Source organism: Larkinella humicola (assembly GCF_008727875.1).
Taxonomy (GTDB): Bacteria; Bacteroidota; Bacteroidia; order Cytophagales; family Spirosomataceae; genus Larkinella; species Larkinella humicola.
The window spans coordinates 94329-112118 of sequence record NZ_VTWS01000008.1 but is presented as its reverse complement, the minus strand read 5'-3'; the positions used below and the strand labels follow the sequence as shown (position 1 = coordinate 112118).

Sequence of the window (17790 nt, the reverse complement as noted above, 5' to 3'; positions counted from 1 at the left end):
AAACGACGATCCATATGAAAAAATATAGCATTTTATCCGGCTTTTTCGTGGTTGCCGCCTTTCTGTTCAGCGGTTGCAATGACGAGTTTCTCGAACGGTATCCCCTGGATCGCATCACGAACCAGACGTTCTGGAACACCGAAAATGACCTGCGGGTCTACAACAACAGCCTGTATGATCTGGCGCGGAACGACGACAACGTCCCGATTTTACACGGTCATTACAACGGCTTCGACAGCCACTGGGCGAGCATCTGGTTTCAGGATGAGTTTGCCGACAACATGGCACCCCGCAATGCCCGGCACAATCTTTTTCAGCAGGTGCGCTCCGGGAAGCATACCGTTCCGACCGACCCCCAGCAGTTTGGCTACAAAGGCTGGAATTTCGTGCGGGCTATCAACGTCGGTCTGGCTAATTATGACAAAGCTGCGGTTGCTCAAGCGATTAAAGACCGCTACATTGCCGAAGCCCGGCTTTTCAGAGGGTGGTTTTACGCCGAGAAAGTGTCGAAATTTGGGGATGCACCATTTGTGGAAAAAGAACTGACGGTGGACTCTCCCGAACTGAATGCCGCCCGAACGCCCCGCGAAGAGGTGATGAATAAAGTGCTGGAAGACCTCAACTTTGCCGCCACCAAACTGCCCGATAGCTGGGGCGACGGCAACGCTCCGGGTCGCCTGAACCGCTGGTGTGCGTTGCTGGTGAAGTCGCGGGTTTGTCTGTTCGAAGGCACCTGGCGCAAATACCACGGCGGCACTGACCCCACCAAATGGCTCCAGGAAGCGGCCAATGCGTCGAAAGAATTGATGGACAAGGGACCCTACCGGTTGTATAGCACCGGGAATCCGCAAACCGACTACAATGCCTACCACCGCGTGCTGAATCTGGCGGGCAACCCGGAAGTACTGTACTGGCGGAAATACCAGTTGGGCGTGTTTACCAACCACGTGCAGTCGTATTTTGAATATGCCGGGGGAGCCACCAAAAGCCTGGTCGAAGATTACCTCTGTACGGATGGGCTGCCCATCACGCTGTCTCCGCTTTACAAAGGCGACGATAAAATTGAAGACGTTTTCGAAAACCGGGACCCGCGCCTGCGTCAGACCATCCTGCATCCTGACGATGCGGCCAAGTACAAATACCATTTGGCCGACGGGCGTCCGTATCCCCGGATTCAGGGCATGGAAGGCGGGTATGTGTCGACGACGGGCTACCACATCATCAAGCATTACAACGCGGATGACATGATCGGAAAAGCGTTCGATACCGCCGAATCGCCCGCCATCATTCTGCGTTTTGCCGAAGCGTTGCTGAACTACGCCGAGGCCCAGGCCGAACTGGGGAAAATTACCCAGGCCGATCTCGACCTCAGCATCAACAAACTGCGCGACCGCGTGGGCATGGCGCGGCTGGACATGGGCAAGGTGCCGGTCGATCCGCGTTACACGGCGGACGGTATCTCTCCGCTGATTGCCGAAATCCGGCGGGAACGGCGCATCGAACTGTTCATGGAAGGTTTCCGCTATAATGACCTCAAACGCTGGAAACAGGGCAAGAAACTGCTCATTCCGACGCTGGGAATCCGCTGGGACGCTGCCGCAATTGCCCGGTATCCGAAGGCCAACATCAAAACCGCCGTTGATCCGGTTTCCAAAAAAACCTACATCGATGTGTATCAGGGAACGGATTGGGCCAACCCGGTTTTCGACGAAACCAAGCACTATTTGTGGCCCATCCCGCTGAACACCCTAGCCCAGAACCCGGCCATCAAGCAGAATCCGGGCTGGTAATCGGGGATCTTTGATCGTAGTACAAACCGGCCGGGCCTCTGATCAGAGGCCCGGCCGGTTACGTTCTGCCCCGCGTTTGCCCCTCAGCCCCCTAAAGGGGGAGCCTGGAGCACGAGAAAACACCCCCTTTAGGGGGCTGGGGGGCAAAATGTCGGCTTGAGTCGATTCTAATTCAAGAACCTAACAGCCCCGCGAATACACCAGATACTCGACGAGCAACGCCAGCGAATGCGCTTCACAGGTCCAGTCCATCCGAACCAGCCGGGATTGCGCCATGCGGTTGAGGAGCGGATTTTGGGAAGCCGTCAGCATCCCGGCAATGAAAAAGGAATAATCCCGGATGTCGGTTTCAGGAATGGCCCGAACGTCGATGCGGGGCGGTTTTTCGCCCAGTTGCAGCAGAGAAGTCGAGACAATGACCTGATCCATCACCGGCAAACCGTCTTCGAGCATCTGGTAGGCATCCCGGATAAGAAACCCTCGAATCGACTCCAGCGGTTCCGGCCGGAAAGCCGCCAGCAAACCGGCTACGTGGTACAGAATGAGCGTGGCGCGCGGATACGAATGCGAACACCGGAACGGCTCCTGCCGATACCGCCCCGTTTCGATGACCGACCGGATGAAGGCCAGGCTGTCGTCATCGTGCTGGTTGAGCGGCAATTCGTACTGGAAAATGCAGAATAGGAGGTTGCACAACACGCTGGCGTCGAACTCAACGGGCATATTTTTACCAAACCAGGTCGAATAGGCCCGGAGGTTGACGTAATCGGCGTAGGTGTCTTCCACCTGCCGGGTGGCCAAATTGGCGTGTTCCATCAGTTTGTGTTTCAGCCAAATCAAATCTTCGCGCGACGGATTGCTGGTGAGGTAGACCATCGCCGTATCGTCGGCATCGTCGGGTAACCGGAAGTGGTCGATGCGGTGGAGCAGGTGCCCGTTGGGAAAATGTCCCGATGGTTGTCCCCGTTTCGGTGTTTTGTAAAAATTATAGGTTTTTAAACCGTCTTTGTTCTGAAAATCAGGATAGTGCTGAATGGCTTTTTGAACCATACCGTCCACCTTTTCCTGTAAAACCGGTGCCAGCTTCGGCCGAATCTGTTGCAGGGTAAACACCGTAATGGCTGTAAAAAAGACGTTGGTATCCGGGCGGCTGTAGCCCATCAGCAGCGGATTTCGCCGGTAGGAAGGCAAAAGCCCCGGTGGAAAAAATGGATTGTTTTCCGACTGAAGGGCCGAAATCCGGTGGAGTAAATGTTCGATCAGGGCGTCGCGGTCAGGCATGATTCACAAAAATAGGGCAACTCCCATTAAATTTACGCGCCGATGGTTCGGGTTCTGTTCATAATTCAGAAAAGGAGGCTCTTACGATCTTTTTTCCTTTCATCCGGTAACTTCTTGCAACCACCCGGTCTTCTCCGTAGTTTCGTCTATACGATAGCGCTTTCCAGCTCATGACACCACTTCGAAAACACAGCATTTTACGCCGGGTAAAAGACATCACCCTCAGCACCACTCTGAGCATTGCATTGCTAAACGGCACGGTACTTTTGCAAAGTTGTGGTGGTTCCAATGACGCGGAAACGGAACAATCCGACCAGACAGCGTCTTCGGACCAATTCGGAAAAGGCGTGCGGACGTATATCACCGAAACCAGTCCGGGCAATTTCAAAATTACGGATGAGGTGCAGGTCGATCCGAAACAGGCCGGTGCCATTGTCAACTACGCCGATGGCCACCGCGACACCCTAAGCGTTCAGGCGGCCAAGCGGCTGGTGCAGTCCGATTCGTCGACGAGCCGGTATTTTAACAACCCATCCACCTACCACCACGGCAGCGGTTTGTCCAGCGTCTTGCTCTGGGGCAGTCTGGGCTATATGCTCGGCCGGTCGACAACGCCCCGGTTTTCCAACGAACAGCAATACCGCTCCGGCGTCTACAGCAGTCCACAGACCTACGAACGCGCCAACCGGGTCGGCAGCACCATAACCAGCTCGCGAATCAGCCGCCCATCCGGTGGCCGCAGCGGCTTTTTTGGTGGTGGTCGTTCACGCGGAGCGTCATCGTAATAAAATGATACAGTTTACGGTTTTCCGTTTACGGTATTTGGTGGACGACGCGTGCTGATCCGAACAAGGTAGCTCCGATACCACACCGAATACCGTAAACGGAAAACCGTAAACCGTATCACAACCTGAATTCTATGAAAAAAACGTTTATCTATAGTGCGCTGTTGGCGACAGTGCTTTCTTTAAACGCCTGCCAGAGTAAACAACAAACGTCGGAGGCAACCACCCCGGCCGATACCTCCGAAATTCTCCCGAACCGGGTGGACTCGCAACTGGAAGTGCCGGTGAGCGACTGGCTGGAAAAGCTGGTGGGGCCGGAAGACGGCCTGTTCCGGGGCGTCAACCTGGGCGATGCTGTTTCGGTGGTAAAAGAGAAGGAAAACGTGGAGCCCTTCGAAGAAGATGCCGCCCATGTTGGCTACACCATCGACTACCCGAATCTGGAATCCACGGACATTCAGTATTTCCTGGATAAAGATAAAAAAGTCATCCGGATCGATGTCGATATATACCTCAATAACCGGACGTCGGTCGATACGCATCGGAAGGAATTGACGGCCTATTTCACCCAAAAATACGGCAGTCCGGTTCAGCAAACCTGGAGTGCCGCCGGAAACCGGATCACGCTGACGGATGTCTCCAAAGGCAAAGACTTTGGCTTGAAGCTGACGTTTGGAGGGAAATCGAATGCGTAGTCAAGGTTGATCCAACAGCAGCCGGGCAGCTTGCAGCGGCAAAACCGCCCCTTTCCGAACAGCTTCTTCCACGTCGGCCAGTCGTTCACGCAGCCCCGGCTGGTTGTAAAACCGGGTTTCCAATTGCTGGCGAATGGTGTTGTGCAGCCAGTCGAGGTTCTGCTGCTGCCGGTTTCGGTCGCGGTGGCCGTTTTGGGTGAGCTGCGTCTGATGATTGTTAATGATGTGCCAGAGGTCAGCAATGCCCTGATTCTGGAGGGCTGAACAGGTCAAAACCGGTGGCGTCCAACTGGTGGAAGCGGGCGGGAAGAGGTGAAGGGCGTTCTGGTAGTCGAGCCGGGCGCGTTCGGCTGCGGCTGCGTTGTCGCCGTCGGCTTTGGTGATGGCAATGGCGTCGGCGAGTTCCATGATGCCGCGTTTCATGCCCTGCAGTTCGTCGCCCGCACCGGCCAGCATCAGCAGCAAAAAGAAATCGACCATGCCGTGTACCAGTGTTTCGGATTGTCCCACGCCCACAGTTTCGATCAGAATCACCTCAAAACCGGCGGCTTCGCAGAGCAGCATCGTCTCCCGGGTTTTGTTGGCCACACCGCCCAGCGAACCGCCCGAAGGCGTCGGGCGAATGTAGGCCCGTGGGTCCATCGAGAGCGTTTCCATGCGGGTTTTGTCGCCCAGGATGCTGCCGTGCGACCGTTGGCTGGTTGGGTCGATGGCCAAAACCGCCACTTTTTTGCCGGAATCCGTGAGGTGCTTGCCAAAAGCTTCGATGAAGGTACTTTTGCCGACGCCCGGAACCCCCGTAATCCCGATCCGAACCGACTGCCCCGTTTGCGGCAATACCTGCTCCAAAACCGCCAATGCCAGGGCCTGATCGCTTTCCAGCTGACTCTCCACCAGCGTAATGGCGCGGCTGAGAACCAGCCGGTCGCCAGCGCGGATGCCGGCAATGTAGTGATCGGGCGGGAATCGATGCATGGTTGTAACAAGAAAGACAAGAGAGCCGCGACGGCGGACCGTTTAGACAAGAGAGTAAAGAAACCGGAAAAGAGCGTCTTTACTCTCTTGTCTTTCGTCTCAAGTCTACTCAATTGAGCGTAATTTCTGTTCTGAAATCTCCAAATCTTCGGGCGTCGTGATCTTGATGTTGTCGTAAGAACCGTCGATGAGCGTAATTGGATATCCGGCATACTCCACCACACTGGCGCAGTCGGTAAAAAAAGACTGTTCCGAGGCTCGAAAAGCGTCTTTGAACAGGATCAGTTGAAACGTTTGGGGCGTTTGGATCAGCCGGTAACTCGTCCGGTCGACGGCCAGGCTGCTGCCATCGGGCTGAACGAGCCGAACCGAATCTTTCAGCGGGACGCAGGCAACGGCACTGCCCGTTCGGTCGGCGGTTTCGAAACCGGAACGGATCAGTTCCGGCGTCACAAACGGACGAACGCCGTCGTGAACTGCCACCAGACCGTCGGCTGCCCGAATTTGTTCCAGCCCGTTCCGAACCGACTGAAACCGCGTCTTGCCGCCCGGAATCACCAAAACCGGCTCTTCGAATTGATACTGACGACAGAGGGCTTCCCAAACCGGAATCTGTTCAGCCGGCAAAACCACCAGAATCTGTACAGCAGAAGAATAAACACGAAACCGCCGAATGGTGTGCATCAGAATGGGCAAACCGCCAATCGGCAGAAACTGCTTCGGCATAGTCACACCCATCCGGCTACCACTCCCTCCGGCGACAATGATGACGTAACGGTTACGCATGGAACGAGATTAAAGAGAAAAGACAAGAGAGTAAAGACCTACTTTTGAAGTCTTTACTCTCTTGTCTCACGTCTCTTGTCTATCAAAGAATCAACATCGCGTCGCCGTAGCTGAAGAATTTGTATTTCTCCTGAATGGCTACTTCGTACGCTTGTTTGATCAGATCATATCCACCAAAAGCGCTGGTCATCATGATCAGAATGGATTCCGGCAGATGAAAATTGGTCAGCAACGCGTTGGCGATTTTAAAATCGTAGGGCGGAAAAATGAACCGATCCGTCCAGCCTTCGACCGATTTCAGCCGCCCATTGGCCGACACCGACGACTCGATGGCTTTCAGTGAGGTCGTTCCAACGGCGCAGACGCGCCGGTTGTTGTCCAGTGCTGTGTTGACGATGCCTGCGGCCGAATCCGTAATCGCGTAGTTTTCGGAGTCGGTTTTGTGTTTCGTCAGATCTTCCACGTCAACCGTCCGGAAGGTTCCCAGGCCCACGTGCAGCGTAATCGGTGCAAAGTGGATGCCTTTGATTTCCATCCGTTTCATGATGGTTTTCGTGAAGTGCAAACCGGCCGTCGGAGCGGCCACGGCGCCCACGTGCTGGGCGAAAATGGTCTGGTACCGGTCGCGGTCGGAGTCTTCGGTTTTGCGTTTGATTTCGCGGGGCAAAGGCGTTTCGCCCAGTTCATCAATGGCTTTCATGAACTCTTCGTGTGAGCCTTCAAACAGAAACCGGATGGTTCGGCCGCGGGAAGTCGTGTTATCGATTACTTCCGCCACCAGATCGCTGTCACCGAAATATAATTTATTTCCTACCCGGATTTTCCGGGCCGGATCCACCAGAACGTCCCACAACCGCATTTCACGGTTCAGTTCGCGCAGCAGAAAAACTTCAATTTTAGCACCGGTTTTTTCTTTATTACCGTAAAGCCGTGCGGGAAACACCTTGGTGTTGTTGATGACCATCACGTCTCCGTCACCAAAATACGACAGAATGTCGGAGAACTGTTTGTGTTCGATGGTTTTCGTTTTACGATCAACAACCATCAGCCGCGCTTCCCCACGTTCGGGCGGATACAAGGCAACAAGACTTTGGGGTAAGTCAAACCTAAATTCGGACAGCTTCATACGGTCAAGAAAAGAGCATCTCTCTCAAAAGAGCGCAAAATTAGCAAAAAACAGTTAGCAGTTGACGATGAGCCGATTGCGTTTGGTCGGTATTTTTAAAAAAATACGATAAATGCCGTCGGGTCGTCAGCAAATATACGTTGCGCGGGGGGGCGATTGCAAGTATATCGTGGAAAGGGCTTCCTGTCTACTGCCCGTTTGACCCGAGTCCGACCCCGTGAATGGGCTTTACGGAGCCTTCCAGATTGGTTTCCGGCCGCTCGGCGAGCGAAAATTTTTGCATCAACTCGGGCGTTACCTCGTTGGAATAAGTGCCTTGGGGTGACACAAAAACGCCTTTCATGCCGTTGGCCGTCGAAATGGCGTACAGGGTCATTTCATCGCCGGGATCGGAGGTGCCTTCAAAACGGTGAAATTCATCGACGGTAATTTCGTCGCTTTTTATTTTTAAGCCAGAACCACTTTCTTCCAGATAATCGCGTTTTGGCTCAAAATCGTGCGTGTAGCCGCGCTCGCGCAGACTTTCCATCGCTTCCGTCAGGGTTTCAAAATGATGCATGGGGTTTCTCGTTATTTGATACCTAAGAAACCCGGAAGCGCGGAAGATGTTTTTTTTAATGATGAATTATGAATGATGAACGATGGATTGTGTGCTTCCGCCAGTTTATCGTTCATCATTCATAATTCATCATTCTTTTTAGTCCGGCAACACTTTCACCATAATATCCTTGTAATAGACTTTACTCTTAGGGTCGTGGGCCTGCAGGGCGAAGGTGCCGCTGCCGATTTTGCGGTCGGCCATGTCTTTGGGACGATCAACGCCTTCCGGTTCGGTGTATTCGTTGACCACCTTGTCGTTGATTTTGATGGTCACTTTTTTGCCCTGAACCATGATTTCCTCCGTATACCACTCATTGTCTTTGACATACGTCTCTTTTACATCCTGAATGGCATACAGGCTGGCGGTCCGGCGCCAGTCGGTGTGTGAATTGTTCACCTGCACCTCGAAGCCTTTTTTAGGCCAGCTTTCTTCCTGATACTGCGTATGGAAATACATGCCGGAATTGGAACCGGGCAGGGTCATCACTTTGGCTTTGAACTGGAAATTTTTGAAGTTGTGGTCGTTGACCGGTCCCATGTAGAAAAGGTGTCCAACGGGCCCATTCACCGCAATAGCTCCATCCTCGATTTTGAAGGAGTCGGCATTTTTGCCCACTTTCCAGCCGTCGAACGTTTTTCCATCGAAGAGGCTGATCCATCCTTTCTCGGCTTTGGGCGATGAGGCCGATTTGGACGCCGTCATGGATGATTTTGAACAGGCTCCCAACAGGAGCACTGCACTGCAAAATACCAAAAGGTTTTTCATAGGGTTTATTGGAAAAGGAATTTGTTTTCTGCGCTAAGTTACACAACCGTTGTAATTACTTCATTTCCTGTCCGGCGATTGTTCGGATTTTTTAGAAACAGAAGAGGAAATGAAAAGAATTTTAAATGTAAAATGATGAATGTAAAATGTAAAAATAGCTAAGCGCTCTCGAAATACTTTTACATTTAATATTTATCATTTTACATTTGAAATTTCCGACGTCTGGTCAACCCAGCCGCCTTTCCTTCCACTGACTTCTTTTCGGCTCGGGGGCAACGACCTCCGGGGCGGTTTTCTGCTGACGGTTTTGAAACAGCCAGGCTGCCAAAACACCCGCCAGTTGGGTTTCTTCCAGACTGGTTTCGGGCGTCAGTTTATCGGGTGTAAAATAATGATTGACAAAATGGGTGTCGAACTGCCCCGACCGGAAGGCGTCGTGCTGCATCACAAACCGGCAGAACGGCAGCGTCGTTTGCACCCCCGTAATGCGGTATTCGTCGATGGCGCGGATCATTTTCTCGATGGCTTCGGCGCGGGTGGCACCCGTTGTCACCAGTTTGGCAATCATGGGGTCATAATAAATCGGAATGGCCATGCCCTGTTCAAAACCGTCGTCGACCCGAACGCCGTTGCCCTGGGGGCGCACGTAGGTTTCCAGCGTCCCGACATCGGGCAGAAAGTTGTTGGCCGGATCTTCGGCATACACCCGGATTTCGATGGCATGACCGTTGATTTTCAAATCCTCCTGTTTGATTTCCAGCGGTTTCCCTTCGGCGATGTAAATCATCTGTTTCACCAGATCGATGCCCGTAATCTGTTCCGTCACGGGGTGTTCGACCTGAAGCCGGGTATTCATTTCCAGAAAATAGAAATTCAGTTGGTCGTCGACGATAAATTCCACCGTTCCGGCCCCGTAATAGCCACAGGCCCGCGCCACCTCGACCGCGCAACGACCCATCTCGGCCCGAATTTCCGGTGTCAACACCGACGATGGTGCTTCTTCCACCACCTTCTGGTGACGGCGCTGAACCGAACACTCGCGCTCGAAGAGGTGAATGATGTTGCCGTGTTGATCGCCCAGCACCTGAATTTCCACGTGCCGGGGCGACGTAACGTATTTTTCGATAAAAACCGACCCATCACCGAAGGCCGACGTGGCTTCGCTGACGGCACGGTTCATGCCTTCGTCAAACTCCGCGTCGTTTTCCACAATCCGCATTCCTTTGCCTCCTCCGCCCGCACTCGCTTTGATCAGAATCGGATAACCGATCTGAGCGGCCGTTTTCCGGGCGTCGTCGCGATCCGTAATGGCTTCGGGGGTGCCGGGAACCATCGGAATATTATAGGACGCAACGGCCGCTTTGGCCGCCAGCTTACTGCCCATCACTTCGATGGATTCCGGTGACGGCCCGACAAAAATCAGCCCGGCGTTGCGGACGGCGCGCGCAAAACCGGCGTTCTCCGACAAAAAACCGTAGCCCGGATGAATGGCGTCCGCGCCGGTCTGCCGACAGGCTTCAATGATGGCATCAGCCCGCAGATACGACTCGGAAGAGGGGGGCGGGCCCACACACACGGCCTCGTCGGCATACCGGACGTGGAGTGCCTGCCGGTCGGCTTCGCTGTAGATGGCTACGGTGCGAATGCCCATTTCGCGGGCGGTTCGCATGATCCGCAGGGCAATTTCACCGCGGTTGGCGACGAGTAATTTCTGAATTTTAGCCATTGAATGTGAATCGTTGGGTATTCGGATTTCGGTGGCAGAAGGGCCTTGTTGCAGCAGATAACCGAACAGGAATGCCCCTGCAAAAATATACTTCTCGCTGCCTGCTCCTAATTTCCGGCGGTAATTTCTAAAACCAACCCCGCTTTGCGGTTGACAGATTTTAATTTACTTTTGTACTAATGTGGTTAACAAACTCATTATAAACCGGTAAATAGCGCAATAAAGTGGATTTATTTGAGAAATTACGCACCAACCTCGGACCCATCGGTTCGTCATCGCGGGAGTATAACGCGCACCATTATTTTGCATTTCCCAAGCTGGAAGGCGAGTTAGGGCCGCACATGGTGTTTCGGGGGAGGAAGATGCTCAATTGGAGTTTGAATAATTATCTGGGGCTGGCCAACCATCCCGAAGTCCGGAAAATCGATGCGGAAGCGGCTAAGGATTGGGGTCTTGCGTACCCGATGGGCGCCCGGATGATGTCGGGTAATTCGGATCTGCACGAAGAACTGGAGAAGCAATTGGCCGAGTTTGTCGGCAAGGAAGACTCATTCTTGCTCAATTATGGCTACCAGGGGGTGATGTCGGCCATCGAAGCCGTAGTCGATTACCGGGACGTGATCGTCTATGACGCCGAATGTCACGCGTGTCTGATCGATGGTATTCGGTTACACAAAGCCAAGATGGGCGAATACTACAAGTTCAATCACAACGATATCGATAGTCTGGAGAAAAACCTGCAACGGGCCACCAAAAAAGCCGCTGAAAAAGGGGGGGGGATTCTGGTCATTACCGAAGGCGTATTTGGCATGTCGGGTAAAGTCGGCATTCTGAAAGAAATCGTGGCTCTCAAGGAAAAATATGATTTTAAATTGCTGGTCGACGACGCCCACGGTTTTGGAACCATGGGGCCGACGGGGGCTGGTGTGGGTGAGTTGCAGGGGTGTCAGGATGGCATCGACCTGTATTTCTCGACCTTCGCCAAGTCGATGGCGGCCATTGGCGCGTTCATTGCCGGTGACCACGATATCATTATGTACCTGAAGTATAACATGCGTTCCCAAACGTATGCCAAGGCCTTGCCAATGCCCTACGTCGTTGGAGCCATGAAGCGGCTCGAACTCATCAAAACCCAACCGGAACTCCGCGAAAAACTGTGGCAGAACGTACGGGCGATGCAGGACGGTCTGCGGGCGCGCGGGCTCAACATCGGGGATACGACCTCGCCGGTGACGCCGGTTTTCCTGCACAGCGAAGGCGGTGTTCAGGAAGCGGGGGTGCTGGTTCGCGACCTGCGCGAAAACATGGGCGTCTTCTGTTCCATTGTTGTCTATCCGGTGGTTCCAAAGGGCGTGATCATGTTGCGGATCATTCCAACGGCCGCCCACTCGCTCGAAGACGTCGACTACACGCTGAAAGCCTTCAGTGAGGTGTCCGAAAAACTAAACCGGGGATTTTATCGTGAAAATGCCCATCAGGTCCTGATTGATTCTGCTCTGGTGCCCTCAGAAGTCGCAAAAACGGTGGCGGAATGACCGTTTAGTAAGGAAACGTGCTTTATTTGGATTTTTCCAACGTTTTTTTTGACGGTTTTCTTGCGCTGAATCATAGAATGCGTATATTTCGTCAAAAACGCGGTTTTTGAGCGTTTTAGGGCATTTTTCACAACTTTTTAACCCCCATACGAACTGTTATGGCACGTTTCGATGAAATAAAAAATCTGGTCATGTCTTTGGAAGGCGATTTCGAGAAATTCTACGAAAAAGGCAATCAGGCTGCTGGCACCCGCGTACGGAAAGGCATGCAGGATCTGAAGACGCTGGCTCAGGAGATTCGCTCTGAAGTGCAAGGTCAGAAAAATGCAAAAGAGTAAACAACAACTTACTCCAAACCAAACAAGCCCGGCGATCCACCGGGCTTGTTTGGTTTTTGGAGGGGAATGAATCCGGCGTTCAGGATTTCTTATACATCAAGGTCGCCACGCCCCGCGTCGTTAGCTTACCGGTTTGGGCATCCTTGATTTCGGTTGATACTTCCGCGATGTGTTTGTCCGGATTGGTGGAAACCACCGTAAAAACCGCTTCATAGTCTGTATCGACAAACATGGGGCGCAGAAAGTCCAGTGTTTGTTTCAAATACACCGAACCGTGTCCGGGAAATTGGGTTCCCAGGATTTTGGTGAACACACTGGCCCCCAACATGCCGTGAATAATGGGTCGTTTGAAGGGCGTCTGGCTGGCAAACTCCGCGTCGAGGTGCAACGGATTGTCGTCGCCGGTAACGCGCGCAAACGCTTCGACGTCGGCTTGCGAAAAGCGAAAGGCATGCCGGTGAACGGCGTTTAATTCAAAAAGAGTCATAAAAACGAAAACGTGATTAGCTGGAATGGTCGCTAACGATCACCCATTGTCCGTTAATTTTTCGCCAAAGTAACGTAAAATGTCCTTCTGCATCGCCGACTTTTGGGCGGGTCAGGTGAAATTTTCCAATTACGTAGGCCACATTTTTAGCCTGAAACTCCAGTTTCAGAATGGTAAACTTCAGCGTTCCCATGGCAGCCCGATCCGGATACCGGCGTTTGTAATTACTCAACGTAGCCTCGTAGCCGTACGTAATGCCCACTTTGCCGATAAACGTCAGCGAGTCCGACTTCCAGTAGCCGTTCATGAAAGCCGTGGTATTACCGGCATTCCAGTCGGCGGTTTGGCGATCCAGAATGGCCAGAATCGCTTTCCGGTCGGCGGGTGTCTGGGCCTGAGAACCGGTGATGACGAACAAAAAAAGAAAGAAGCCGACTAGTTTTTTCATTTTATCCCGTACTTTGATGGCCTATAATTTCCCCAATACTAATGAATAAAATTCGCAAATTTTACGAGGAATATAAGCCTTACATCTTTTCGGATGGCTGGTATTATATTTTTATCATCGTGTTCATTCTGATCCTGTTTATTTTCTTTTCCTGACCGTGGCGCAACCAACTTTGCTGGCGATTGTCAATCCCCTGTCGGGGACGGCTTCGGTACAAAAAAAGCAGCAATGGATTGAATTTCTGTTGAAAATAGCCGTCGATGCTGGTTTTACACCCGAAGCACGCTTTACAACGCATCCCGGACACGCCACCGAGCTGGCCACCGAAGCCGTTCGGCAAGGTATCCGACGGGTGGTGATCATCGGGGGCGATGGCACGATGAACGAAGCCGCCCGCGCACTCCTCAACACGCAAACCGCCCTGGGCATCGTTCCGGTGGGTTCGGGAAACGGGCTGGCGCGGCATTTACAGTTGCCGTTGAATCCGAAAAAAGCCATCGAACGGGCCGTTCAGGGCCGCCCGGTGGTGATCGACAGCGGACGGATCAATGAGCACGCTTTTTTTTGCACCACGGGAATAGGTTTCGATGCGCATGTGGCCCGGGAATTTGCCCGTCAGCCCATTCGGGGGTTGCCCACCTACATCCGAACCACCTACCGGGCGTTCTGGAACTACCAGCCTGCGACCTACGAAATTGACGGGAAACCGCAGTCGCTCTTCTCCCTGACCGTGGCCAACGCCGGGCAGTTTGGCAACAATGCCTGGATTGCCCCCCGGGCCAACGTCGCCGACGGGTTGCTGGATGTCTGTCTGCTAAAACCGTTTCCCCGCAGCGCGGTGGGCCTGCTGGCGTGGCGGCTTTTTAACAAAACCCTTGACCAGTCGAACTACCTGACGTTGCGGCCCGCCCGGTCGGTGGTGGTGAAAGGAGCGGAGCCGCTGTTGATCCACGTCGATGGAGAACCGTTGCTGCTGGACACCGACATGGCCACGGTGCAGGTGGTGCCGTCGAGTTTGCTGGTGATTCGGTAGACGGTTTCGTCGTAGCTTTTTGGTCGCGTAGCGACCGGATATTTGTAGAATATGAAGGTGTATTCTCTTCATCGGTCGCGTAGCGATCGAACAAAAATGACTAAAAACGATGAGTAAGAAAAATAACAACGATAAATCCCGCTTCGGAATCGTCTATTCAACGGATCCAAATTATGCCTACCAATCCGGCGCTTCCGAAGCGAAAACGCTGAAACCGGAACAGCAGAACCTGAAAATCTGGCTCGATCGCAAGGGGGGCGGGAAGGTCGTGACGGCCGTCCGGGATTTCATCGGCACCGATGCCGACCTGACCGAAGTGGCCAAACAGCTAAAAACCGTTTGCGGCTCCGGCGGTTCGGCCAAAGATGGCGAAATCCTGATCCAGGGCGACCACCGCGACAAAGTCCTGGCCTGGCTCACGGCGAAGGGGTATAAGGGGAAGAAAGCCGGTGGCTAAATTAAAAGTGAAGAGTTAAAAATTAAAAGTAGGCTGACGCAAGCAGAATACGAATGCGTCAGCCTACTTTTAATTTTTAACTCTTCACTTTTAACTCTTAACTCTTTATTTCACCCCTCCCAGCCAGCTTTTTAGCGGTTTGTAGAAGAGCAGGATCAGGAGGGCGAAGCCGAAGCTGAAATAGACGACGCTCATGAACATGGCGGGCATCTGCTGAACATTCCCTTCGTCGAAACCGCCCGCAAACAATCCGGCGATCAGGTTGCCCAGTGAGGTGCCGACAAACCAGATGCCCATCAACTGACTGAGGTAGCGTTTGGGAGCCAGTTTGGTGAACGAACTCAGCCCCACGGGACTCAGGCAAAGCTCGCCCAGCGTATGAAACAGGTACGTAAAAGTCAGGAAGATCGGGGAGGTGAGCTGGCCGGTCAACGCAATTTTGGAAGCCACCACCATCACCAGATACCCCAGTCCCAGCAGAAATAGCGCGACGGCGAATTTGAGGTGGGGCGCCGGATTCTGGTTGCGGTTTCCCAGATAAATCCAGAGCGCGGCCAGAATTGGGGAGAAGATGAGAATGAACGCCGGGTTGAAATTCTGGAACCAGCTCGAGGGCATTTGCCAGCCAAAAAGATTCAAATCCGTATACCGGTCGGAGAAAATCTGGAGCGACGAGCCCTGCTGTTCAAAGCCCGCCCAGAAGACGGCAGAACCCAGGAAGAATACGAACAGAACACCCACCCGCTTTTTCTCAACGAGGGTTAAGCCGCCCGCCAGCAGAATGAACAGAAAATAACCGACCGCCGTCAGCGTAATGATCACTCCGGCACCTTTGGCTAATCCCTGTGCAGTGGTCAGATCCAGAATACCCGTAAACTGCAAAAGGGCGAGGATGGCCGCGAGGCCCACCACAAAAAACAGACTGCGGTTTTGGTTGCCAGTATCGGTAGACGCTTCGGCTTTGGCCGGGACATTTCCGTAGTCGCTGAGGTATTTCTGACCGAAGATCCGGAAAACCACCAGGCCGAACAACATGCCGACGGCAGCCGCCCCAAACCCGTAGTGCCAGCCTACTTTCTGCCCCAGATAGCCCACAATGGTGATTCCCAGAAAGGAACCCATGTTGATACCCATGTAGAAAATCGAAAAAGCCGCATCGCGCCGGGCACCACCTTCGGGATAGAGTTCACCAACGATGGAACTGATGTTGGGTTTCAGCAAACCCGTTCCAATGGCAACAGTGGCTAAACCGATGTAAAACAAGGCACTCCCGGCCGGAATGGCCAGCAGAACATGCCCGAACATGATGACAAAACCGCCGTACCAGATGGATTTTCGTTGCCCTAGAATGTTGTCGGCAATCCAGCCACCGGGCAGCGAAAGGAGGTACCCTGAAGCCGTGTATAAACCATAGATGGCGGCTCCTTCCATTTCGCTGAGGCCCATGCCGCCCCGGACGTTGTCAATCAAAAAGAGCAGCAGAATGGCCCGCATGCCGTAGTAACTAAACCGCTCCCACATTTCGGTAAAAAACAGGACATAGAGGCCCGTAGGATGTTTGGCGGAGGTGGCGGCAGGGGATGCGGTGGCTTGCATTCGGCGGTTTAGGTTGATGAGTGAGTATGAGAACGAAAATTCGGTGTTTTTTCAGGATTCAGGACATTAAATATAGAGGATACGCCGGAATCTCCCAAAAGTTGTACGGGTATTGCCAAAACTGACCAACTTTGCACAATGATTCTGCCCTTCGATTTTCGCACCGATCCGTACCTGGTTCTGGACTTTACCGCCCAGAATTCAGAGCTGGACAGCCTTGACCTTACCAATACGGCGGTTTTTACCAACTATGTTTTTGGGAAACTTCGCCGACAGGGTGCCGTGGTGGGCGTGGGCGGTTACAACGAACACCGGGTTATTTACCGGCGCAGTCCGCACTTTAATCAGGCCGAAGCATCCCGTTGCATTCATTTGGGAATTGACCTCTGGGCCGAAGCCGGAACGCCGGTTTTTGCCCCGCTCGACGGCGTGGTGCACAGTTTTCAGGATAACAATCAGTTCGGCGACTACGGCCCTACGATTATTCTCGAACACCGGCTGGATGAAAAACCGCTTTTTGCGCTTTACGGGCATCTCAGCCGTTTGTCGCTGTGGGGGTTGGCGGTAGGGAAGCTTTTCAAAGCCGGGGAGAAAATCGCTGAAATTGGCCCATATCCCGAGAACGGCGACTGGCCTCCGCACCTGCACTTCCAACTGATGACCGATTTATGGGGTCATACGGGAGACTTTCCGGGCGTTTGCTCGCTGGCGGATCGGGAACGGTACCTGGCAATATGCCCGGATCCGAACCGCTTGTTGCAAATACCGGGATTGGAGTAATTATTTTTCGGTAATCGAAATGATGATGTCGTGGGGGGCCGGTTCGTCACCACCGAAATACGGATAGAGCCGGTAGCGTTGATTGCTTTGCACAATGTTGCAGCCCCGCGCAATGATGGTCTCCTTTCCTTTGAAGGTGAAGACATAGTTGCCGCCTACGATGCTGATCTGATAATCCGCAGGCTTGTTGAGCTCAACGGTGCCGAGTTCTTCCGAAACGCGCTCGCCGTTGCGGTAGCAATACGCATAAATCCGGAGGGCTTTGTCCCGCCAGTTCCAGCCAAACCGGGCGCTGGAGGTGTTGTGTTGAACATTACAGTCCGAAAAACCGTATAATTTGTTAATGTCGTGCTGGTTTTCGGGAATTTTGTTGGTATAAACGGCGGAACTGTCGAAAATGGCGCTGAACGACAAGGTGGTTTTGGCGGTATACGAAAAGTCGTTGTGATCGGCGTAATTGCCACCAGCTTTGATTTTGTACACGGTGGTGACCGGCGCGGTAGGATCATCCGGTTTTCCGGAAGGAACTTTGCACCCGTCAAGCCCGATCAGGCCCAGTACTGTCAAAAGAATAAAATAACGCATT

Annotated in this window: 19 protein-coding genes; 8 read left to right on the top strand and 11 right to left on the bottom strand. The window is 53.1% G+C overall.

Going from position 1 to position 17790, the window contains the following annotated elements; all coding sequences use genetic code 11:
* Positions 1 to 14 precede the first annotated feature (14 nt).
* Positions 15 to 1790, top strand: a complete 1776-nt coding sequence (locus F0P93_RS25955) for a RagB/SusD family nutrient uptake outer membrane protein (RefSeq protein WP_150880644.1) — start codon at positions 15 to 17, stop codon at positions 1788 to 1790.
* Positions 1791 to 1970: 180 nt separating this feature from the next.
* On the opposite strand, the gene F0P93_RS25950 is transcribed toward F0P93_RS25955, so the two are convergent.
* Entirely contained in the window at positions 1971 to 3071 is a 1101-nt protein-coding gene (locus F0P93_RS25950; RefSeq protein WP_150880643.1) for a hypothetical protein, read from the bottom strand.
* A gap of 170 nt (positions 3072 to 3241) precedes the next feature.
* On the opposite strand from F0P93_RS25950, the gene F0P93_RS25945 reads away from it, so the two are divergent.
* Positions 3242 to 3856 carry a Cj0371 family chemotaxis-regulating polar lipoprotein gene (locus F0P93_RS25945; RefSeq protein WP_150880642.1) on the top strand — a complete coding sequence of 205 codons (615 nt, stop codon included), beginning with the start codon at positions 3242 to 3244 and terminating at the stop codon, positions 3854 to 3856.
* Positions 3857 to 3990: 134 nt separating this feature from the next.
* Positions 3991 to 4551, top strand: a complete 561-nt coding sequence (locus F0P93_RS25940; protein ID WP_150880641.1) for a hypothetical protein — start codon at positions 3991 to 3993, stop codon at positions 4549 to 4551.
* On the opposite strand, the gene meaB is transcribed toward F0P93_RS25940, so the two are convergent.
* The 6 genes from meaB to accC all read right to left on the bottom strand — a co-directional run bounded on the left by meaB (position 4552) and on the right by accC (position 10530).
* Complete coding sequence (gene meaB, locus F0P93_RS25935; protein WP_150880640.1) at positions 4552 to 5526, bottom strand: methylmalonyl Co-A mutase-associated GTPase MeaB; 975 nt, start codon at positions 5524 to 5526, stop codon at positions 4552 to 4554.
* 105 nt (positions 5527 to 5631) lie between these two features.
* The gene (locus tag F0P93_RS25930) at positions 5632 to 6312 is read right to left on the bottom strand and encodes a 2-C-methyl-D-erythritol 4-phosphate cytidylyltransferase (protein ID WP_150880639.1); all 681 of its coding nucleotides are present in this window, start codon (positions 6310 to 6312) and stop codon (positions 5632 to 5634) included.
* An 82-nt stretch (positions 6313 to 6394) separates the two neighbouring features.
* Positions 6395 to 7438, bottom strand: a complete 1044-nt coding sequence (gene queA / locus F0P93_RS25925) for a tRNA preQ1(34) S-adenosylmethionine ribosyltransferase-isomerase QueA (protein ID WP_150880638.1) — start codon at positions 7436 to 7438, stop codon at positions 6395 to 6397.
* Positions 7439 to 7625: 187 nt separating this feature from the next.
* Positions 7626 to 7997 (bottom strand): hypothetical protein, encoded by a 372-nt coding sequence (locus F0P93_RS25920; RefSeq protein WP_150880637.1) that lies wholly within the window; start codon positions 7995 to 7997, stop codon positions 7626 to 7628.
* Between the two features lie 138 nt (positions 7998 to 8135).
* A complete protein-coding gene (locus tag F0P93_RS25915; protein ID WP_150880636.1) occupies positions 8136 to 8804 on the bottom strand; it encodes a 3-keto-disaccharide hydrolase in 669 nt (222 codons plus the stop codon).
* Positions 8805 to 9030: 226 nt separating this feature from the next.
* A complete protein-coding gene (gene accC / locus F0P93_RS25910; protein WP_150880635.1) occupies positions 9031 to 10530 on the bottom strand; it encodes an acetyl-CoA carboxylase biotin carboxylase subunit in 1500 nt (499 codons plus the stop codon).
* Between the two features lie 224 nt (positions 10531 to 10754).
* Between accC and F0P93_RS25905 the strand changes: the two genes are divergently transcribed.
* Both F0P93_RS25905 and F0P93_RS25900 read left to right on the top strand, forming a co-directional pair.
* Entirely contained in the window at positions 10755 to 12065 is a 1311-nt protein-coding gene (locus F0P93_RS25905; protein ID WP_150880634.1) for an aminotransferase class I/II-fold pyridoxal phosphate-dependent enzyme, read from the top strand.
* A gap of 158 nt (positions 12066 to 12223) precedes the next feature.
* The gene (locus F0P93_RS25900) at positions 12224 to 12403 is read left to right on the top strand and encodes a BF3379 family histone-like protein (RefSeq protein WP_114408473.1); all 180 of its coding nucleotides are present in this window, start codon (positions 12224 to 12226) and stop codon (positions 12401 to 12403) included.
* Positions 12404 to 12482: 79 nt separating this feature from the next.
* Here F0P93_RS25900 and F0P93_RS25895 read toward each other — a convergent pair whose 3' ends face one another.
* Together F0P93_RS25895 and F0P93_RS25890 are read right to left on the bottom strand one after the other, a co-directional pair.
* Positions 12483 to 12890, bottom strand: coding sequence for a MaoC family dehydratase (locus tag F0P93_RS25895; RefSeq protein ID WP_150880633.1), 408 nt, complete (start codon positions 12888 to 12890; stop codon positions 12483 to 12485).
* A 16-nt stretch (positions 12891 to 12906) separates the two neighbouring features.
* A complete protein-coding gene (locus F0P93_RS25890) occupies positions 12907 to 13338 on the bottom strand; it encodes a YybH family protein (RefSeq protein WP_150880632.1) in 432 nt (143 codons plus the stop codon).
* Positions 13339 to 13495: 157 nt separating this feature from the next.
* On the opposite strand from F0P93_RS25890, the gene F0P93_RS25885 reads away from it, so the two are divergent.
* Positions 13496 to 14371, top strand: coding sequence for a diacylglycerol/lipid kinase family protein (locus F0P93_RS25885; RefSeq protein ID WP_150880631.1), 876 nt, complete (start codon positions 13496 to 13498; stop codon positions 14369 to 14371).
* A gap of 109 nt (positions 14372 to 14480) precedes the next feature.
* Complete coding sequence (locus F0P93_RS25880; RefSeq protein WP_150880630.1) at positions 14481 to 14828, top strand: translation initiation factor; 348 nt, start codon at positions 14481 to 14483, stop codon at positions 14826 to 14828.
* Positions 14829 to 14933: 105 nt separating this feature from the next.
* Here F0P93_RS25880 and F0P93_RS25875 read toward each other — a convergent pair whose 3' ends face one another.
* The gene (locus tag F0P93_RS25875) at positions 14934 to 16424 is read right to left on the bottom strand and encodes a peptide MFS transporter (RefSeq protein WP_150880629.1); all 1491 of its coding nucleotides are present in this window, start codon (positions 16422 to 16424) and stop codon (positions 14934 to 14936) included.
* 138 nt (positions 16425 to 16562) lie between these two features.
* On the opposite strand from F0P93_RS25875, the gene F0P93_RS25870 reads away from it, so the two are divergent.
* Complete coding sequence (locus F0P93_RS25870; protein WP_150880628.1) at positions 16563 to 17204, top strand: peptidoglycan DD-metalloendopeptidase family protein; 642 nt, start codon at positions 16563 to 16565, stop codon at positions 17202 to 17204.
* Here the strand turns inward: F0P93_RS25870 and F0P93_RS25865 are convergent, their stop codons facing one another.
* The gene (locus F0P93_RS25865; RefSeq protein ID WP_150880627.1) at positions 17205 to 17789 is read right to left on the bottom strand and encodes a hypothetical protein; all 585 of its coding nucleotides are present in this window, start codon (positions 17787 to 17789) and stop codon (positions 17205 to 17207) included.
* Position 17790: the final 1 nt, after the last annotated feature.